The 18,800-nt window shown below is 59.2% G+C and carries 16 protein-coding genes; 14 read left to right on the plus strand and 2 right to left on the minus strand.

Features of this window, described 5'->3' with window-relative positions; all coding sequences use genetic code 11:
• Positions 1 to 205 precede the first annotated feature (205 nt).
• From ATY77_RS03050 to ATY77_RS03070, 5 genes are all read left to right on the plus strand, one after another.
• Positions 206 to 940, plus strand: coding sequence for a GntR family transcriptional regulator (locus ATY77_RS03050; RefSeq protein WP_088686011.1), 735 nt, complete (start codon positions 206 to 208; stop codon positions 938 to 940).
• Between the two features lie 22 nt (positions 941 to 962).
• Positions 963 to 1,748, plus strand: coding sequence for a transporter substrate-binding domain-containing protein (locus ATY77_RS03055; RefSeq protein WP_088686012.1), 786 nt, complete (start codon positions 963 to 965; stop codon positions 1,746 to 1,748).
• Positions 1,749 to 1,840: 92 nt separating this feature from the next.
• Positions 1,841 to 2,512: an amino acid ABC transporter permease gene (locus ATY77_RS03060; RefSeq protein ID WP_088686013.1), complete on the plus strand. Its 672-nt coding sequence runs from the start codon at positions 1,841 to 1,843 to the stop codon at positions 2,510 to 2,512.
• Entirely contained in the window at positions 2,509 to 3,168 is a 660-nt protein-coding gene (locus tag ATY77_RS03065) for an amino acid ABC transporter permease (protein ID WP_088686014.1), read from the plus strand. Before ATY77_RS03060 ends, ATY77_RS03065 begins: the two co-directional genes overlap by 4 nt.
• Complete coding sequence (locus ATY77_RS03070) at positions 3,146 to 3,871, plus strand: amino acid ABC transporter ATP-binding protein (RefSeq protein WP_088686015.1); 726 nt, start codon at positions 3,146 to 3,148, stop codon at positions 3,869 to 3,871. The genes ATY77_RS03065 and ATY77_RS03070 overlap by 23 nt, the downstream gene beginning before the upstream one ends.
• Here ATY77_RS03070 and ATY77_RS03075 read toward each other — a convergent pair.
• Positions 3,868 to 4,278 (minus strand): cytochrome P450, encoded by a 411-nt coding sequence (locus tag ATY77_RS03075; RefSeq protein WP_348627666.1) that lies wholly within the window; start codon positions 4,276 to 4,278, stop codon positions 3,868 to 3,870. The two genes, ATY77_RS03070 and ATY77_RS03075, sit on opposite strands and share 4 nt — an antisense overlap.
• Here ATY77_RS03075 and ATY77_RS33110 point away from each other — a divergent pair.
• Positions 4,162 to 4,581, plus strand: coding sequence for a hypothetical protein (locus tag ATY77_RS33110; RefSeq protein WP_245314273.1), 420 nt, complete (start codon positions 4,162 to 4,164; stop codon positions 4,579 to 4,581). The two genes, ATY77_RS03075 and ATY77_RS33110, sit on opposite strands and share 117 nt — an antisense overlap.
• A 985-nt stretch (positions 4,582 to 5,566) precedes the next feature.
• Here ATY77_RS33110 and ATY77_RS03085 read toward each other — a convergent pair.
• Positions 5,567 to 11,779, minus strand: coding sequence for an RHS repeat-associated core domain-containing protein (locus ATY77_RS03085; RefSeq protein ID WP_088686018.1), 6,213 nt, complete (start codon positions 11,777 to 11,779; stop codon positions 5,567 to 5,569).
• Positions 11,780 to 12,111: 332 nt separating this feature from the next.
• Here ATY77_RS03085 and ATY77_RS03090 point away from each other — a divergent pair, with 332 nt between their 5' ends.
• Genes ATY77_RS03090 through ATY77_RS03125 form a run of 8 tightly spaced genes read left to right on the plus strand, consistent with a single transcriptional unit; the run spans position 12,112 to position 18,798 of the window.
• Positions 12,112 to 13,110: a PilN domain-containing protein gene (locus tag ATY77_RS03090; protein ID WP_088686019.1), complete on the plus strand. Its 999-nt coding sequence runs from the start codon at positions 12,112 to 12,114 to the stop codon at positions 13,108 to 13,110.
• Positions 13,107 to 13,715 carry a type II secretion system protein GspM gene (gene gspM / locus ATY77_RS03095; protein ID WP_088686020.1) on the plus strand — a complete coding sequence of 203 codons (609 nt, stop codon included), beginning with the start codon at positions 13,107 to 13,109 and terminating at the stop codon, positions 13,713 to 13,715. Before ATY77_RS03090 ends, gspM begins: the two co-directional genes overlap by 4 nt.
• Entirely contained in the window at positions 13,712 to 14,254 is a 543-nt protein-coding gene (locus ATY77_RS03100; protein ID WP_088686021.1) for a hypothetical protein, read from the plus strand. Before gspM ends, ATY77_RS03100 begins: the two co-directional genes overlap by 4 nt.
• On the plus strand, positions 14,238 to 15,128 hold the full coding sequence (locus tag ATY77_RS03105; protein WP_141103896.1) for a hypothetical protein: 891 nt from the start codon (positions 14,238 to 14,240) through the stop codon (positions 15,126 to 15,128). The genes ATY77_RS03100 and ATY77_RS03105 overlap by 17 nt, the downstream gene beginning before the upstream one ends.
• The gene (locus tag ATY77_RS03110; RefSeq protein ID WP_088686023.1) at positions 15,125 to 16,741 is read left to right on the plus strand and encodes a GspE/PulE family protein; all 1,617 of its coding nucleotides are present in this window, start codon (positions 15,125 to 15,127) and stop codon (positions 16,739 to 16,741) included. The genes ATY77_RS03105 and ATY77_RS03110 overlap by 4 nt, the downstream gene beginning before the upstream one ends.
• A gap of 5 nt (positions 16,742 to 16,746) precedes the next feature.
• On the plus strand, positions 16,747 to 17,952 hold the full coding sequence (locus ATY77_RS03115; protein ID WP_088686024.1) for a type II secretion system F family protein: 1,206 nt from the start codon (positions 16,747 to 16,749) through the stop codon (positions 17,950 to 17,952).
• Positions 17,949 to 18,419: a GspH/FimT family pseudopilin gene (locus ATY77_RS03120; RefSeq protein ID WP_088686025.1), complete on the plus strand. Its 471-nt coding sequence runs from the start codon at positions 17,949 to 17,951 to the stop codon at positions 18,417 to 18,419. Before ATY77_RS03115 ends, ATY77_RS03120 begins: the two co-directional genes overlap by 4 nt.
• Positions 18,412 to 18,798, plus strand: a complete 387-nt coding sequence (locus tag ATY77_RS03125; RefSeq protein ID WP_088686026.1) for a prepilin-type N-terminal cleavage/methylation domain-containing protein — start codon at positions 18,412 to 18,414, stop codon at positions 18,796 to 18,798. The genes ATY77_RS03120 and ATY77_RS03125 overlap by 8 nt, the downstream gene beginning before the upstream one ends.
• The last annotated feature ends 2 nt before the right edge of the window (positions 18,799 to 18,800 follow it).

Consider the following 18,800-nt stretch of genomic DNA (forward strand, 5'->3'; position numbering starts at 1 on the left):
GCCCGAAGATGATCCGAACCGCAGGACGCGGAACGGCAGCGGCCTGCTTTTAAAAGCCGGCAGATCGCTCTTTTTGGTTCTATTTTTCCGGCATCTGCCTTTCCGGCAGACCAGAATCTGAGCATTTTAGAAAGTGCTGTACAGCCCGGCCGGTGATTCCCAGCACGCAGCACGGGCTGGCACGGGCTTTGCTTTTCTTGCTTGTATGCAAGATTTACATACCGAGCAGAACCGGCAGGCGAATATCGAGGAGACGATTGTCTCCGGCGTGCTTTCGGCGCGCATCCGGCCAGGCACGCGCCTCAGCGAAAACCAGCTCGCAACGCTTTTCGGCGTCTCCCGGACCCTTGTCCGCGAAGCCATGATGCGGCTCGAAACTCGCGGGATCGTCCAGGTCAGCCCCCGGCGCGGCTGGTTCGTGGTCGAGCCCTCGGCCGAGGAAGCGATGACCGTCTATGCCGCCCGGCGTGTCATCGAGTCCGGCCTGCTGCGCAGCATGCGCGGGCTGACCGATGACGGGCGCAAGGTGCTCGACGCCCATCTCGATGAGGAGAAGGCCGCGATGGCCGCGGGCGACCGGCGGCGCCTCACCTGCCTGATGGGCGATTTTCATATCCGGATCGCTGAGCTCCACGGCAATCCCATTCTCGTCGAGATCATGCGCGACCTGACCGCGCGGACCATCCTCATTTCGATGCTCTACCAATCGGAATTCCATGCGGCCCAGTCCCACCGCGGACACTGCCGCATCTTCGAGGCCATGGCCGAGGGGGATTTCGTAAGGGCGGCCGAACTTTCCATCGAACATCTGGACGAAGTGGAAACCGGGCTCGACCTGACGGCGCGCGCCGATCCGCTGTCGGACCTGCGCACCTCCCTGTCGCTGCCTGCCGACACCGCTTCCAAGACATCCCGCCGGTCCGGCGCAAGAAAAACCTGAACCTCAAAGGAGAACTAGACACATGTTTTCAAGACGCTTGTTCCTCGCATGCGCAACGCTCGCGGCCACCATCGGCTTCGGCTCGGCCTCGCACGCCGATGCGCTCGCCGACATCACCGCGCGTGGCACGATCCGCGTCGCCATTCCGCAGGACTTCCCGCCCTTCGGCAGCGTCGGCACCGACATGGCGCCGATGGGCTACGACATCGACGTCGCAAATCTGATTGCCGAAAAGCTCGGCGTCAAAACCGAACTCGTGCCGGTGACCAGCGCCAACCGCATTCCCTATCTGCAGACCAACAAGGTCGATCTCGTCATTTCGAGCCTCGGCAAGAATGCCGAGCGTGAAGCCGTCATCGATTTCACCGCCGCCTATGCGCCCTTCTACAACGGCATCTTCGCCCCGGCTGAGCTCGCGGCCGCCAAGGTAGAGGATCTCTCCGGCAAGGTGGTGGGTGTCACCCGCGGCGCCGTCGAGGATCTGGAACTCACCAAGATCGCCGCCTCCGACGTGACGATCAAGCGCTACGAGGACAACAACGCCACGATCTCGGCCTTCCTGTCCGGCCAGGTCGAAGCCGTTGCCACCGGCAACGTCGTCGCGGCCGCGATCCTCGCCAAGAACCCGCCGAAGCGCCCGGAGCTGAAGTTCCTGATCAAGAACTCGCCCTGCTATATCGGCCTCAACAAGAACGAGCCGGCGCTGCTCGAAAAGGTCAATACGATCATCGCCACGGCAAAGAAGGACGGCGCGCTCAACGCCATTTCGCAGAAGTGGCTGAAGACGGACCTGCCTGCCGATCTCTAAAGCCACTCGCCTCCGGTCCGAACGGAGAAAGCGCGTCATCCCGGTCCTGACGGGATGACGCCAACCGTCCCTCTGCAAAAGAGAGAACGTCCTTGAGCTATCATTTCGAATTCAGCTGGCTGCTCCAATATTACCCTCAGATCGTCAAGGGCATATTGATCACCCTGCAGCTCATCGCGATCGGCGGCGTGCTCGGCATTTCGCTCGGCATCGTCTGCGCCTGGGTGCGCGCGCTCGGCCCCTTATGGCTGAAGCCTGTTGTCGCCACCTATGTCGAGCTCATCCGCAACACGCCGTTCCTGATCCAGCTCTTCTTCATCTTCTTCGGCCTGCCCTCGCTCGGGCTGCAGCTCGGCGAGCTGACCGCGGCCAATATCGCCATGGTGATCAATCTCGGCGCCTATAGCTGCGAGATCATCCGCGCCGGAATCCAGGCGACGCCGAAGGGTCAATTCGAAGCCGGCGCCAGCCTGGCGATGAGCCCGTTCGAGACCTTCCGCCATGTGGTGCTGGTGCCCTCGCTGCAGCGCATCTGGCCGGCGCTCTCCTCGCAGGTGGTCATCGTCATGCTCGGCTCCTCCGTCGTGTCGCAGATCGCCGCCGAGGACCTGACCTTCGCCGCCAATTTCATCCAGTCGCGGACCTTCCGCGCCTTCGAAGCCTATATGGTCTCGACCGCAATCTATCTGGTGCTGGCAATCCTGCTCCGGCAGGTGCTGGCGGTCATCGGCGGGATCATCTTTCCAAGAAGGCTTGCCCGATGATCGAATTTTCCACCTGGGACATCCTGCGCAACCTGCTGCTGGCGACGCGCTGGACCATTCTTCTCTCGCTCGTCTCCTTCGCCGGCGGCGGCGCGGTCGGGCTTTGCCTGCTCTTCCTGCGCATCAGCAAGCGCAAGGGGCTGCGCGCGCTGGCGAAATATTACATCGAGCTGTTTCAGGGAACGCCGCTGCTGATGCAGCTGTTCATCGCCTTCTTCGGCCTCGGCCTGTTCGGCATCGACGTGCCGGCCTGGCTTGCGGCGGGCCTGGCGCTGATCCTCTGGACCGCCGCCTTTCTTGCCGAGATCTGGCGCGGCTGCGTCGAAGCCGTCGCCAAGGGCCAATGGGAGGCCTCCGCCAGCCTCGGCATGGGCTGGCTGCAGCAGCTGCGCTACGTCGTGCTGCCGCAGGCCATGCGGATCGCCGTTCCGCCGACGGTCGGCTTTTCCGTCCAGGTCATCAAGGGCACGGCGCTGACCTCGATCATCGGCTTCGTCGAACTCTCCAAGGCCGGAACGATCGTCACCAACGCCACCTTCCTGCCCTTCACCGTCTACGGCCTCGTCGCGCTCATCTATTTCGCGCTTTGCTGGCCCTTGTCCAAGAGCAGCCAGATCCTCGAAAGGAAGCTCAATGTCGCTCATCGAAATCACTGAGATCCGCAAGAGCTACGGCGACAACGAGGTGCTGAAGGGCATCAACCTGAATGTCGAGCCCGGCGAGGTGATCGCCATCATCGGCAAGAGCGGATCGGGAAAATCGACGCTGCTACGCTGCATCAACGGGCTGGAATCGATCACGCAAGGCTCGATCTCGGTGGCCGGTGCCCAGCTCATGGATGACGAGGTGCATCTGAAGGCGCTGCGGCAGAAGGTCGGCATGATCTTCCAGCAGTTCAACCTCTTTCCGCACCTGACCGTCGGCGGCAATGTCATGCTGTCGCAGACCGTGGTGAAGAAGACGCCGAAGAGCGAGGCGGAAGCCATGGCCCGCCGGATGCTCGACCGCGTCGGCCTCGGCCACAAGTTCGATGCCTATCCGGACGAGCTTTCCGGCGGCCAGCAGCAGCGTGTCGCCATCGCCCGGGCGCTCGCCATGCAGCCGATCGCCCTGCTCTGCGACGAGATCACTTCCGCCCTCGACCCCGAACTGGTCTCGGAAGTGCTTGCCGTCGTGCGCGAGCTCGCCGCCGAAGGCATGACGCTCCTGATGGTGACGCACGAAATGAAATTCGCCCGCGACGTCTGCTCGCGCGTCGTCTTCATGCATATGGGCAAGGTGCACGAGATCGGCCCGCCGGAGGAGGTTTTCGCCAATCCGCAAACGGCCGAGCTCAAGCAGTTCCTGGGTCTGCACTAAAGCTCAGCCGCGGCGGACCGTGCCCGCCGTGCCTGCAGGCGCAGCAGGATATCGAAGTGATTGAGCGTGCCGGGCAGTTCGCCGGCAGTCAGCGACGGCTGCAGCAGGCTGAGATCGGCTTTCGACAGCAGCGCGCCGATGGCGAGGCTTGCAATGGTCGGCACGCGATTGTGGGCCGGGCAGATGGCCACACCGGCGCTGAAAGGCACGAAGCCCATGGCGGGCAAGGCTTCGTTCGGTCCCCAGATGCTGGGTTCCACGCGGTTGGCAAAGGCGAGCTCCGGGTCGCGATGGAAGAACGGAGTGAAGATGATGATGCCCGTGCCGCGTCTGAGGCGCCTGTCGCCGGCTTTCAGATCCTCCGTCAGTTCTCGCAGGATGGCGGGCGTGGTCGGCCAGAGGCGCAGGACTTCGAGAAGGCATGTGCGCGTGAAGGGACGGTCGAGCTCGGTGCCGGTCGCCTCTTCGACCGCCGTGCCCCAGAGGCTTGCATGGCTGGAAAGAATGGCGAGCGTCCGAAAGGTGGCAATGCCGGCGGCATCGAGGAAAGCGGTAACCTCTTTTCGCTTCTTTTAAAGCTTAGGAGCGCGCCCCGCCCTGATCTCTTTGACCAGCCAATCATCCGCAAGCGGACTGAATATCGAGGCATCAAGCTAGAAGTTCGACACTTCATGCAAGTGTCTCTGGCTGACGCGATAACGCGAACTTAGAGATTGGTGCGAAACGACTGTGGTCTTGGATCAGGAACACACGCGACTATGAGTGGGATCGGCTCGCGGAGGACCTTGCCAAGGCAATAGGCGCCTGGATCGATGGCGATAAGGAAAAGCGCGAACTTGAGCTTTTTACTGTCCTCCTGGAAAGCAGCCCCGCCGAGGAGGGGCTGTGGATGGCGACCAATCATTACATCACGATTGCCCGGAGGGTTCCCGACGACATTCTCATAGAAAATCTCTCGATCTCGCCAGCAAGACCGAGGTCGGCCCTCGCCGCCCCAACCGTTTCCGCGAAATCGTTAATCAAGCCGCTTCCAGTGCGAACACTGTCAGTGGAGCAAGTTGGCTGAATCGGGATGCCTCCGAGTTCGCAAGTCCTGAGCAGCCAGGGAAATCCTTGCTGAAGCCATCCTAGACTAGATAGGTTTACTAGTGCCACCCTGGCGTACTCAGGCCAGCAGTGAAAAAGCCTCCTCTTTGGTCGGGAGAACATCAAGCTTGCTTGTTAACGCGCGCACAACACCTCTTGAGAGTGCTCGAAAAACGGTGGCTGCAGAACCAATCTTTGAATGTACCATTGTGTCGAACGATAGCACTCCCCTGCTGGGGATTGTTACGCCCAAATCCTTCACGCCGTTCAATATGGATTCAGAATACTCTGAAGAATATTCAACAAGTCCATCCGGAAGACGAGAACTCGGCCAGGCACAGCTCGTTGTCACATCTCGAGCGGGTACGCGAACTCTAAAAGGGGTTCCGATATCGGTGCTATCGAAACCTCCACCTAGTAACCCGTAGTGGAACATTCCTCCAAACGGACGGAATATCTCGATAGCAACTCGATGATGACGAACAACTGCGACGCCTCCGGACAAGTTACTAACCCGCCAGTCCCTGGAAGTCACGAAATCGAGCCCAGGAGGGGGTTCATCCAACCAAATCCTGATCCAAGATCCAGTGGGATTTTCGAAATCGATTATCATTCAGAAATTCCCCAAAAATTTCGCCAATTGGAGTTGAAGTGCTCGGGAAAGGCTCGAATCACTTCTGGATGATAGACTGCAAAGTTCTCGACACTATATTTGTCAAGGGCTGCCCGATGGGCCGCGTCATAACTCATACCCCGTCCCATTTTGGTGGCTTCGGCTGCTTCATGGGTATAAAATACCGCGTCAGCACCGGCAATTTTTCGTCCTTCTGCGTATGCGGATTCTAGACGTTCGATCATGGCGGAATTCGGTGCAAACTCCTCAAATCGAGAGAGATGAGATTTAACCAATTCTAGGCCCCGCGATGTTACAGTAACAGCCTTGCCGGCAATCTTTCCTCCGACATCGACCGCCACTTTTCCAGCGATCTTGCCTTCTGGTCCGCCAACAAGTGAAGCTGCTGTGAGAACACCGACGCCGACCCGCCAGGCACTCCTATTGCGTATACCATCATAGATATCCGGTAGACCTGTTTGATCTGCAGCTGTCTTCGCGACTATCATCGCTGCGGCATTCACGTCCTTTCCGGCCCGGCTAGACAGCACTTGATCACTTTGCCGACTGTGAGGACTTTGACCATAAAGGCTGCCGATGAAATCGCTAAAGAAGCCATTTCCGCTAAGCTGACCCCAACCGTTTGACGCGTGTCCATTCGGGTCGCTCTTATTGATCGGATCATTTCCAGCATAGGCATACCGGTTGGTGCCGACGCCTTCCTTGGTCGGATCCCAGTCATCCGGCGAGATGAACCGCCCGAATGCCGGATCGTAGTATCTGGCATTGAGATACATCAGCCCGGTCTCGGCATCGAAGCGCTCGCCGATATAGCTCTTCTTCGTCTGGAAACTGCTGTTGGTGGCTTCGCCATAGGCGGCATAGCCGGTCTGCTCGACACGGTAGCCACTTTCGTTCGTCACCTGCCGCACCGAGGCCAGATGATCGCGGTGCAGGAAGAACTTGTCCTGTGTGGTGCTGCCTGATGTGACGACGATCTTGGCGTCGGGATGCGGATAGAGCGTGTAGATATCCGTGCCCGGCGTCGTCCGGTCGATCTCGACATTGGCGTCGGGATAGAGAATGGTGCCGAAGGCCCAGCTCTTCTTCACCCGGGCTCCGTCCGGACCGTAAGACAGCGTCACCGTGGCGCCGTTCTGGCTCACCGTCGACAGCCGGTTGGCGCCGTCCCAGGTCAGCGTGCGCGTCCCGTCCGAGACCATGTTGCCATTGGCGTCGTAGCCGATCGCCTTGGCGCCGATCTGCGTTGCCGCATGCGGGCGGATCGCTGATGCCGTCGTCGGATAGGTATAGGCGCCGATCCGGCTGCGCGAGAGAAGGTTGTGATTGGTGTCGTAGCTGTAGGTCTCGTCGAGGCTGTTGTCGCCACCGTTGTCGGCGCCGGTCAGACGAGAGAGATCATCATAAGTGTAAGTCCAGTTGTCGTTGGCCGTCAGCCCGGTGATCGTCTTGATCCGCCCGAGCCGGTCGCGGCTGTACTGATTGTCCATCAGCACTGTTGTGCCCTTCGCCGTCGTCACCCGGTCCAGCCAGCGCCGCGTCGGCGAATAGCTGAAGCTCGTCGTCACGCCATTGATGTAATTGATCGACGTCGTCTGGCCGTCGGCCTCGTAGCTCGTTGAGTCGATCAGCCCGGGGATCCTGGAGAGCAGGTCGGCGTCATTGTAGAGCCAGGGCAAGGTCCGCTTGCCAACGACGACGTTGGCAGGCTGATAACCGATCGCCGTGGTCTTGCCGGTCGGCCCATGCTCGACCGTGGTCGAATTCGCCACCCCGTCGATGACCGCCCGGGTGATGACCTTGTCGCCGGCGCCGTTATAGAAGCGGGTGTAGGTCACCGTCGCATTGGCATTCTCCGCCTTGGTCAGCATGCCGGCATTGTGCGACGAACCGGTAGCGGCTGGCTCGTCATAGGTATTTTGGGCGAGCAGCGTCGGCGCCGTCGCACCCGGCTCCGTCACCTCCTTGCGGAGCATCCGGCCCATCTGGTCATAGGCCATTGCCGTCACCGCGCCGCGGGCATCCGTCTGGCGGATCAGCCGGCTGGCATCGTCATAGTCATACGACCAGTTGCCGAGATCCGGATCGCTCGCCGTCAACCGGTTGCCGAGCAGGTCGTAGCTGTAGGTCCATTGCGCCCCCTTGGGATCGCGCACACCCAGCAGACGGCCGAGCGGGTCGTAGCTGCGGTTCTCCGTCACCCAATCCGAGCCGAGTTGCGACTGCAGGGCGATGACATTGCCGTCGGCGTCGGCATAGCTGCGGTGCGGATGATTTTCCTCGTCGGTCATCACAGTCAGCGACACCGGCAGCCTGGTGACATCGGCAACAAGTGCCGACTGCGCCGCATACTGATAGAGCTTCTGGCTGCTGTCCGGATTGACCGTCTTCACCACCCGGTCCTGCCAGTCATAGCTGTTGGTCGTCCATTGTACCGTCTCGGGCTCGTTCTCGGCGGCCTTGAATCGGACAAGCGACGTCTTCTGCACGTTTCCACGGGCATCATAAACCGTGTCGGTGATCCGTGCCGGCCCTGTTGCGGAGGCACCGGGCGTCTCCACCCGCCAGGGCCGCCCGAGCCCGTCATAATAGGTGCGGCTGAACACCTCGCCCGAGCCGTTGGTCCGCGGCGAAGCGGTCACCACCGCCTGCGTCGTCGGGCTGCCCTCGTTCTCGAAACGGGTGTTGAGGTAATTGCCCGATCCCGCATTCAGATAGCCATAGGGCCGGCAATAGGCGTCATAGGTGAAGGTCTCGACGATGCCGTTCCAGTCGGTCTTGGTGGCCGGAAGACCGCAGACCAGATCGTAGGTGGTCGTGCTGACGAAGCGGCTGTCGCCCGTCAAGGCGCCATTGGCGAAGTAGCGCGGGCTGCGTTCCGCCACCGGATAGAGATGATAGCTGGCGTCGTAGTCCCATTCGCTGCGGTTGCCGAGCGCATCGGTCTCGGAGATCCGGTTGCCGTAGGTGTCGTAGCCGTAGCTGGTCGATGACACCCGCGGCGTGCTGCCGACGCTCATAGAGACGAGCTTCTGCGTCAGATTGCCCTTGACCGGCGGTGTCGCCATCGCCGTGGCGCCGTCATAGAGGTATTCCTCATAAGCACCGATCGGTGACGCGGCATCCAGACCGAAGCGCACGCCCTTCGCCGTCGGCAGCGAGACGATGTAAGCGGATGTGTTCGGCGCATAGGTGAACGTCGTCCACTTCTCGTCGCCCAAGGTATTGACATTCTCGGTGCCCGCGGCATCCACCGTGCGCCCGCGATCCTTGATCTCGGTCACATTGCCATAGGCATCGAAACTGCGCTCCGTCCGCAGGTAGGCAGTCGTGCCGCCTTCCGTCAGCTGCGTCACCGTCGCCTTGTTGCGCGCCATATAGGGCTTCGAACTTGTCACCGTATATTCTTGAGCGATCCGTTTGGAGGCCGTATTCGCGCTGTTGCGGATCACCGTGTTGTCTGGCAACCCGTAGCTTGCCAGTTCCTGACGGTAGGTCGTCACCACGATCGGAGCGGCGGTATCTCCAGCTAGGATTGGTTTGGTTTCCGTGACGGTGCGATAACCAAGGAATTTGCGAGCCGGCGGATTGTAGAGGCCCCCGGAATAAGAATAGCTGGTGGCGGCAGAGTTTCCACGCCCATCATTGACGGTCAGCTTCGTCACCGGATGCATGACCATCGGCATGAACACGTTGGAAAAGCTCGTCGATGGGGCATAATCAGCCGCGATCGTCCCGCCGGTTTCCAAGGTGATCTTCCGCAATAGATTGGGATTGCCCGAACCGGCATTCGAAATCACAGTGTCCGTTTGGGATGCGAGGAGGTCGGGAAGACCATCGCCGTTGAAATCGCCCGACAGGCCGGAGCCACGTTGCACAAACGGTGATACGATCAGCCTGTTACCGGAGCTTCCGAACCAGAGGCCATAGGCCCTCACGTCCTTGAAGGGATCGGTATCCTTGCGATCCTTGGCAGCGACGACATCCACCCTGCCGTCATTGTCCATGTCGCGCAAGATCGGCGTGCCCTCAAGGGCTAGGCCGCTTGCGACCTGGATGAAGCTGGTGCCGGTCCCAAGCCAGACTGCAGCCACATAGGCCGTTCCGGACGGCGTCGCCTTGACGACATCCGTGGTCCCATCGCCATTCACATCCGCAACAGCGCAATAGGCCGACGCGGAACTGCAATCGATCGCCATGTCCTGCGAAGAAAACGAGCCGCCAGCAAATTTGTACGCGCTGAGATTCTGGCCTCTGATGTAACCCTGGCGGCCGGAGCCTGAAAAGTCCGCGACTCCCCGGATGTCGTTGCCGACATTGAAGAGCTGATCGAACCCATCGCCATCCGGGTCAACCGCAACGTTCTTGATCGAATTGGTGCTGTCGTAATTCGTCGGAATGGCGTTACAGATAGTAGTATTGGCGTCCGGGCAGACCGAAGCCGACACATTCAGCGAGGAGTCAGTTGTTATGAGCCCGTTTATACGTGTCTTGCCGACATTGCCGTTGCTGCTGGTGCTGGTAACATTGAAACTGAACGCAGCATCCTTCGTAAGCTTGCCCGACAGAAAACGCCCCGGGTAATAATTTGGAAACGGCAAATTGTCATACGTCATATTTGTCCGTGGCACCATTATCGAAGACGTGCCCGCAACAGCGCCGCTTCCTACACTGAATTTCGTCACCGTGAATTTGATCGGGTCGGGCTTGTATGTGCGCAAGTTTGAATCGTAGGAATAGGTCAGCAGCGACCCATAAAACTCGTCCCTGCCATCGAAGTTGAGATCGCCGATTTGTCGGGAGAGGAAATAGGAACGCTGCTTTGCAGGATCTCCGGACGTCGGCGCCGGGAACTGGTTGCTCAGCTTTGTATAGCTGTAGTTGATGTTGTCGTAGACCATCGACCGTACGGCCTTGTGGGTCCCGCCGGTGATGTTGTCATTGGCATCAACCACCGCATCACGGCCATAGCGATCGACCCGGACCAGGCGAGATGCGTTGGAGAACGGCGCCTGGTCGTAGGACAGGACGTAGCCGCCGCTGATGCCGGCCTCGGTAGCGACGCTATAAGAGACCGATTTGAGCCGGAAGCGGTTCCATGTAATGCCAGAGCCGTTTGCCATCGGCTGATAATCGGGCCTCGCTTCGTAGCCGAAAGCAACATAGGAGTGGCTGTCGTATTCGATCCGCTTGGGATGACACACCGGGAGATCAGGGCAGGTATATAGGAAAGTCACCCGGTTGCCGTTCGGGTCCACTACCGAGGTCGGCAGATAGCGTGCGATCCGAGTTGGATAAGCGCCGGGCGTGCCGGCAATTTCCGCCACAGATTGGAACGTGGTCACGACCCCTTTACTGTCGGTGACCGTCCATCTGTTTGCGGTCGAGTCAAAAACGATCCGCTGCGGCGACTCGTGCTCGGTCGTGTGCGTCGAGCCGGGCTGGCAGCTGGAGGCAGCCGAACAGGCCACCAGAGCTTCGCCGTTCAGCGCATAACTCTCAGTGGAACTCCACGCCGGCACGCCTCCGCCAGGGCTCTCCCGTTCGATGACGTCGAGACCGTCGAGACCCCAGCCATATCCCAGCCAGCCCTGGTACAGGCCGCCGAGGCGAGACTTGCGGGCGGAATCATAATGAAGTGCCAACTTGGGCGCGATGTCGCGATAGTCCGGCGTGCCCAGCTCGATGAGGTGCGTCAGAGACCCATTGCTGGAAATTTGCGGCACCGATGCTTTCTCAGGCGCATTGACCGCGGCCGAATCCGGCACGACGGCGGTGGCCGCCGCTGCAAGTGTGGTGGCGCTCTTCGCGGTCGATGCAGCGTCTTTGTCCGCGGACGTTGCCGTATCCGCCTCGACGCCATCGACTGGCGCACCGCTTTCGCCGGTATCGCCGTCAACCCCATCGGCCAGCGCCTTGCCGCCGTTGCCGAGCGAGGTTCGATCAACCGCTTTGTCGGGACTGGAAGAACTGACCGCCGGCTCGGATGACGAACCGGAAGTGGATGGGTTGGATGAAGACCCGCTTCCAAGTCCGGAGCTGCCTTTGCCGAAACCGCTCCCGGCAGCATTGCCGCTCTCTGCCGCCAGGGCGAGGCCGGCAAATGGACCCACTGTCTCCGCAACAATAAAAAGGCCAAGCGATACCAGCGCGGTCAAAGCCGCGCCACGAATAGTCAAATTGCGCATGAACCCCTCAAGCGAATTAAGACGTGATGAAAAAATTTTTGCAGTCTTAAGCTGACTATAACGTCCGATGCAAGTGCAGTTTTACGTTGAAAATTAAACTATCAGGTAAAGTGCCGTTCAAGCACGTTTGAGCTCCACGTCGCCCGGTGCCCCGCTTCTATCGGGAGAATACCTCGTGCTTAAAACTCACCGATTTGTCTAGTTTCCCCAGCCGGATCAATTCGAAAAGAAAGTCTGTGGACAGTGCTTTCGACACCCGTTCAATGCTGCCGGAGACGTTAGGAGGTATTATGATTGCAGCACGATTCGCTGGCCCGAAGCTAAAATAGACGATGTTTACTGCGACCCTTCGCGATTTTTGGGACTGGTGGTCTGGCGAGATCCAGCTCCTGTTGCCCCCTCCGGCGTTAAACGATCAACCCTGCGTCGAAATAACTCGGGCCGAAGCCGCCATTTCCTGGCCGAATGGCTCACGCACTGAAGCTCTCGCAATTGACGACTTGGCGAATGCACTTTCCCACTCCCCCGTCTGCACGTTGCTGATCGCCGAGGGCCGCTACATCCTTCGTCGAATGACGGCTTCCGCCTTACCTTACAGCAGAGCCAAAGACATCAGCGCAGTCGACCTCATCGCCCACACTCCATATCGGCCGGATGAGGTATATTTTACGCCGATCACAAGTTTTGACGGCTCGCCAAGCTCGTATGCCATCATTAAAAGAACGGTCGTAGACCCCTATGTGGCGGCACTGGCGAAAGCCGGGATCAGGATCAAAACGATTTCCCTTAGGCGCTCTAGCGATGTCATCGCTTGTCTACCAAGGCGAGCCCTACGGGAAGTTGTGCCGAAATCTGCTCGTGTTTTCTATCGATCACGCATGATCGCGGCGGCTTTATGTGCGTCGGCTCTCGTAATCGCCCTCACGTTTGGACACGCATTTTTCCGTTATGGCAATGCTTTGTCGGCGCTCGATAGCGACATTGCCGTCAAACGGCAGCAAGCTGTGTCGGTGCGTGCCACTCTCAATCAACGCGCAAAGACCGCATCGGCTCTGGAGATCGCGCGCCGCCGAAAGCAAGAGGAGATACCGGTCACAGCCGTCTGGGAGGAAATAAGCCGTCGCTTCCCTGACGGTTCTTGGCTGACCGATCTCTCGCTTGACCATGGAATATTAACCATATCGGGTTTCGCGCAATCGGCCGCCGGCCTGATCGGACCTCTGGAAGAATCGGCGCTCTTTAGCGAACCGAGCTTTACCTCGCCGATTGTCCGGGTGCCCGGCCAAACCGGAGAGCATTTTGAGATGCGTCTGAAGGTCGTCCGAGAATGACCGATGTACTGATAGGCCTCATGAACGCATCGCGGCGCGTCCAGCGGTTAACCGCGCTGGCTATGCTTGGCTTCTGGTTCTTTCTCGCAATCTGGTTGGTGACGCTGGCGATCGTTCATCTTCGCGAGCAGGCAAATGAGATCGACGAAAAACGCCTTGAGCTTGGCCGATTGAACGCCCTGCTGGAGAAGAAGCCTGCAGATGCAGAATCGGCGAGCCTCCCGCCCCGGACAGATCTCTACCTCGACGGAGAGACGATGCCGGTGACAAAGGCGCGGCTTCAGCAGCGCATCAGCGACCTCTCAGCGCAGACCGGGGTAGTCGTTGCGTCAATCAACAACGTTCCGGATGCCTCGCCGGATGCCGTTCCACTGATCGGCGTCGTGGCGGATATCCAAGGAAGCCTGAATGCCATTCATGACGTGATCCGCCAAGTAGAGACGTCGAAGCCACCTCTGTTGGTTCGGAAGGCATTGATCAGAATGACGACCCCGGTTCAGGAAGGGCAATTGCGAGCGCCGCTTCAGCTGGCGGTAACCCTCGAAATTTACGGTTCGGCGGACCCCGCCTTGATCGCCCCCGCAAAAGCGACACCGCTCCGATGAAATTTGCCCACATCAATTCCACCCCGCTTGGCTATCTAGGCGCCCCTGCCCTTGTCATCGGGTTCGTTCTTTTCAACCTCGCCCTCAGCCGAATCCCCGTCGACATATCGCCAACGGAAATTGCCAGAGAACTGCCGAAGCCGTCCTCCGCGGAAATGCTATCCAGTGCCCGGCGTACTGACATTGATTTCGATGTGCAGGATACGCTGTCACGCCCTGTTTTCAGTCCGACGCGCCGCGAATTCGAACAGGTCGCCGCGCCCATTGCACCTCAACCGGAAAGCATTCCGCCAGCACCGCCCCGAGCGGTTTCGATTCCAGCCTTTCGGCTTCAAGGAATTCGGAAGATCGGTGCCGATCTATCGGCCTTGCTGTCGATCAGCGAAGGAGAACAAGCACTTTGGCTGCCTGTCGGCGGCGCGCTCGAGGGATGGACCCTGGAGCATATCGATACCCATAGCGTTGCGCTCCGATCTGGAGAGCAGCTTGCCGTCGTTGACCTCTACCCGGCGGAAAGCCCAGATGTTTCACAAAACTAGGACTGGGGATGACGATCATCCTGCGGAGGAAGGTTTTGCCCTCCTGGCCGTTCTTGCCTTCCTATTGCTCTTCGCGGCATTGCTGCTGCCGTTCTCTTCCGCCGCGCGGCTCACCGCGCTGACATCAAGCCATAATTTCGAACGCAGCCGGCTTTCTTCTGCCGCGGAATCCGTCAATGCCTATGCCGCAATAAAGCTGACATCAGATCTTTTATGGGCAAACTCGATTACGCGCGGGGCCAGCGCAGATGGTATGTCATGCCGGACAAAGGACCTCACCTTGACACTGCGCATCGTCAATCATGCTGGCCTGATCGACCTCAATGTCGCCGGCGTGAGCACAATTGCTGCAGGAATGACAGCATTAGCGATGAGCGAACAACAAGCCGCAGCAGTCGCCGGTTCTATCGTGGCGTTCCGCTCGCCGCAGGCTGGCTCGGCAGGCGCAAGCGGGCCGGAACCAGATTTCGGATTCAAGCATGCGCCATTCGAAGATATAGTCGAACTGCTTGATTTTGCTGAAATGAGGCGGTTCACGCCCGAGCAGCTCGGCGAGGTTTTCACCGTCGACAGCCACAGCGCCTTCGTTGCTCGTAGCTTTGCGCCAAAGCCGCTGCAGCCAATTCTGGCAAAGCTGGACGGCGCGGCACGCGAGGGTCCAAATACGCTTCGCGCCTATACCCTGGTGACGAAAATTAGCCGACGTGGCGAGTCCGCAATCGATGCCAGGATCGTCACCACTGGTGACATGCGAGGGAGTGGCCGACGCACGCCGTCGTTGCCGCTTTCACCTAGCGCGAATGCCGCGCTTCCCGAATGCGGAAACGTGCTTGGCGCGGATATGGCCGCCTGGCTTGCGGAGACTTTTCCATGATCGATGCAAAGGTGCTAGCGGATGGTTTTCTTTCCCATCTTGCCGCTAGCGGAACGGCCACGTCCGAGGCGGTTCAAAGAATAAGATCCGCTCGCCGACAGACCGCTCAGCCACTCGACATGGTGATCCGGGAACTGGGAGTGCTTCCGGAGTTGACAATTGCAGGAGAAATGGCGCGATTCCTCGATCTGGAGGTTATCGCAGACTGCGGTGTCAGCGACGGTCTCGAATGGCTGGAGAAGCTTGGTTGGGACTATGCCACCGAAAAGGCGATTTTCCCGATGGGATCAAAGGATTCCAATCTTCATCTTGCCATCGCTGATCCGTTCGATCACGAAACAATCGAGGCGGTCTCCTATTTCTTCGATCTGCCAATCCAAATCGGCGTCTCACCGAGGAGCGTTATCGAAGAGCAGATCGGCCGCTTTCGGCGCGCGTCAGCTTCGCCGGTCGGAGAGGCTATCCTGGAAGAGAGCGCCTCCGATGTCGATCTCGAGCGTCTACTTGATGTCGCACGCGATGCGCCTGTCGTGAAGTTCGTATCAAAAATCGTTCAGCGGGCGATCGACGACAAGGCGACTGACATTCACCTGGAACCGCAGGCCGATACCATGCGTGTCCGGCTTCGCCGTGACGGTCTACTTCTCGAAACAGAGACAGCACCTCGGTCACTCCATACCGGCGTGATCAGCCGCCTAAAGATTTTGGCGCGCCTCAACATCGCCGAACGGCGGCTGCCTCAGGACGGAAGATTGCGCCTGCCCGTCAGGGGCCAAGAAGTGGATTTCCGCCTTTCGGTGGTGCCCTCAGTCCATGGAGAAACCGCAGCGCTCCGCATTCTGGACCGCGAGAGCATCAGGCTGGACCTCCAGTCTCTGGGTTATGATGCAGCGTCGGCCAACAGGATCGATAATCTGACGCGGCGACCCAATGGCCTTATTCTCGTGACCGGCCCGACGGGGTCCGGAAAAACGACAACGCTCTATTCGATACTTGCCAGTCTCAATCGGCCAAGTGTCAAGATCTTCACGGTAGAGGATCCGGTCGAATACCGTATTACCGGCATCACCCAGTTGCAGATCGACCCGGCGATCGGACTGTCATTTGCGACCGCGCTTCGGTCCGTGCTGCGTCAGGACCCCGATATTGTCCTTGTCGGCGAGATTCGCGATCGGGAAACGGCAGAGATTGCGATTCAGGCGGCGCTCACAGGGCGCCTCGTCCTTTCGACGCTGCATACCAATAGCGCAATCGGCGCCTTCAACCGCCTTCGAGATATGGGAGTTGAGCCCTTTCTGCTGGCGGCCACCGTCAGAGGCGTGATCGGGCAGCGCCTGCTACGGCAATGTTGTGAAGCTTGCCGGGATCTCCCCACCAAGGTTGATTGCACGGTTTGTGAGGGAACCGGCTTCAAGGGACGCACGGCAACCTATGAGATTTTGGAGGTTTCCGAACGATTCCGTGAAGCGATGCGATCGAGCAACGCCGAGGAGGATCTCGAAGCGGTGGCGATTGCGCACGGCATGATGCCATTGCGCGAGCACGGGCGAACTCTGGTAGCCAATGGCGTGACCACGATGAACGAGATCTTGCGTGTCATTAATGCGGACTAGTCGCAATGGCTAAATTCGAATATTCACTTTATACGGCCGATGGTCGAAAGCGTACGGGTAGCATTGAAGCCTCGGACCTTACCGATGCGCGACGGAAGCTTCGATCCCCGGGCGTCACGGTTTCCGACCTTCGACCGCTCGCAGACGCACGCTCGCGATCACGATGGACGCTCAAAACCGAGCAGCGTTTTGACCATGTCAGGTTCATCGGCAATCTTGCTGTGCTCGTTGCCGCCGGCCTTACCCTGGACCAGTCGCTGCGCGCGCTCCATGCATCCGCAACCAGTCAAACCGAGCGTGACCGTCTTGATGCAATACTTGACCGATTATCTGCCGGCGCCACCGCCTCATCAGCATTCGCGCTGATCGACGAATTACCGGGCGATGCTCTCGCTTTGATAGCAAGCGGCGAAAAAACTGCGCGCTTTGCCGACGTCCTTTCGGTGATCGCTTCCGATCTGGAGCGCCGGAAGGCCCATCGCAAACAACTGATCGACGCACTGCTCTACCCGGCCTTTCTCCTACTGATGATGTTGCTCGCTCTCGGTGTCGTCACATTCGTGCTGGTTCCGGCTCTCGAACCCATCTTTCAAAGCTCTGACCGCCAAACTCCTTTGCTTATTGCATTCCTGTCGACGGCCGGACAGCTTCTGGCGGATCCGGTTTTCGCGCTTGTTGGGCTGGCTCTCTTCGTGATTACGGCGACGATCTATGCCTGGAAAGCGGAAGCGCTCTCGCTTTGGATGACCTCAGCTGTCATCAAGATGCCTGTCTTCGGGCCGCTGATTATCAAGATGGCCCTGGCGCGCTATCTGCAGACGCTTTCGTTGCTGCTCGAAAATGCCGTCGCGATGCCGGAAGCTATGGCGCTTGCTGCCGAGGCATGCACAGTTTCTGTCTACCGCTCCAGATTGTCCGCGATGCGCGAAACCGTAATTACGGGAAAGCGTCTTGCGGAGGCCTTTTCCGAAAGCAGTCTGTTTCCTGCGAGTATCGTGTCGCTGACCGCAGTCGGCGACGAAGTCAACAAGCTCGCGGCCGTGTTGATTAATGGCTCAAACATCATGAGGATCGAGGCCCAAAGAACGCTGGATAGGCTTCTGTCGCTTCTCACTCCGGCAATCACGATCCTGCTAGGTTTGCTCGTCGGCAGCCTGGTCATCTCCGTTATGACGGCGCTTCTCAGCGTGAACGAATTGGGTGCGCAATGACCGCGGGAATTTCAGATCGTCAAATCACGAATGCCGGCTTCAGCCTCCTCGAGATGCTGGTCGTGCTTGTTTTGTTGGGGGCACTGTTCGCGGTCGCCTTGCCGCAATTTCACCGTTCCGCTTCTGTGACGGCACGGAGCCTGGCATACCGGATTGCCGAGGAGGCGCGATTTGCGCGACTGGTCGCCATCAAGAAGGGATCCGCCACCGCCCTGACAATCGATACCACGGCTCGGGTCGTGCGCTCAGAAACAGGGCGCGACAATATCACCATTCCTGCTTCGGTTTCGTTGACTGCGACCGTCGGCAAGAATGCCGGTACGACGATTTCCAGAGGCGATATCCGCTTCCTCGCCGACGGCAGTTCGACGGGCGGCGAAATCAGGCTGCAGCGCGATGGCGAAAAGGACATCACGATCCGGATCGATTGGTTGACAGGCGCTGCCAGGATGATTTTTGATGATTGACCATCCACACACGAATGATGCCGGCTTCACGCTTCTGGAAATGATCGTCGCCTTTCTCATCCTGTCGATCTCGTTGGCAATTGCGTCTCAGACATTGGCGATCGCTGTCCAGAGCTACCGACTTGCAACCGAGCGAGAGGAACTATTGAGCCTCGTGCAGACCTTGCGGGCAGAGACTCTTCCCCAGATGGCGACGTCCGACGCGATGCAGCAGGAGGGAGAGCTGGGAGAACTCCGTTGGCGCATTCGCAAGCTTGCACCGCGCTTGATGCAAGCCGAATCAGGCCGTGTCTCCTTTGCCATTATTTCGGCCGGCAAAACGAATGAGGCGTCCCGCCAAAATTTTCTCGTGACTTTACCTTCCGGAAACGAACATTGACA

Source organism: Rhizobium sp. R634 (assembly GCF_002211305.1).
Classification (GTDB): Bacteria; Pseudomonadota; Alphaproteobacteria; order Rhizobiales; family Rhizobiaceae; genus Rhizobium.

What these genes read in the sequence shown, in the direction of transcription:
- ATY77_RS03050 (WP_088686011.1), top strand. Translation starts at nt 206, where the DNA reads ATGCAAGATTTACATACCGAGCAGAACCGGCAGGCGAATATCGAGGAG.
- ATY77_RS03055 (WP_088686012.1), top strand. Translation starts at nt 963, where the DNA reads ATGTTTTCAAGACGCTTGTTCCTCGCATGCGCAACGCTCGCGGCCACC.
- ATY77_RS03065 (WP_088686014.1), top strand. Translation starts at nt 2,509, where the DNA reads ATGATCGAATTTTCCACCTGGGACATCCTGCGCAACCTGCTGCTGGCG.
- ATY77_RS03070 (WP_088686015.1), top strand. Translation starts at nt 3,146, where the DNA reads ATGTCGCTCATCGAAATCACTGAGATCCGCAAGAGCTACGGCGACAAC.
- ATY77_RS33110 (WP_245314273.1), top strand. Translation starts at nt 4,162, where the DNA reads ATGGAAGAACGGAGTGAAGATGATGATGCCCGTGCCGCGTCTGAGGCG.
- ATY77_RS03085 (WP_088686018.1), bottom strand. Translation starts at nt 11,779, where the DNA reads ATGCGCAATTTGACTATTCGTGGCGCGGCTTTGACCGCGCTGGTATCG.
- ATY77_RS03090 (WP_088686019.1), top strand. Translation starts at nt 12,112, where the DNA reads ATGTTTACTGCGACCCTTCGCGATTTTTGGGACTGGTGGTCTGGCGAG.
- gspM (WP_088686020.1), top strand. Translation starts at nt 13,107, where the DNA reads ATGACCGATGTACTGATAGGCCTCATGAACGCATCGCGGCGCGTCCAG.
- ATY77_RS03100 (WP_088686021.1), top strand. Translation starts at nt 13,712, where the DNA reads ATGAAATTTGCCCACATCAATTCCACCCCGCTTGGCTATCTAGGCGCC.
- ATY77_RS03105 (WP_141103896.1), top strand. Translation starts at nt 14,238, where the DNA reads ATGTTTCACAAAACTAGGACTGGGGATGACGATCATCCTGCGGAGGAA.
- ATY77_RS03110 (WP_088686023.1), top strand. Translation starts at nt 15,125, where the DNA reads ATGATCGATGCAAAGGTGCTAGCGGATGGTTTTCTTTCCCATCTTGCC.
- ATY77_RS03115 (WP_088686024.1), top strand. Translation starts at nt 16,747, where the DNA reads ATGGCTAAATTCGAATATTCACTTTATACGGCCGATGGTCGAAAGCGT.
- ATY77_RS03120 (WP_088686025.1), top strand. Translation starts at nt 17,949, where the DNA reads ATGACCGCGGGAATTTCAGATCGTCAAATCACGAATGCCGGCTTCAGC.
- ATY77_RS03125 (WP_088686026.1), top strand. Translation starts at nt 18,412, where the DNA reads ATGATTGACCATCCACACACGAATGATGCCGGCTTCACGCTTCTGGAA.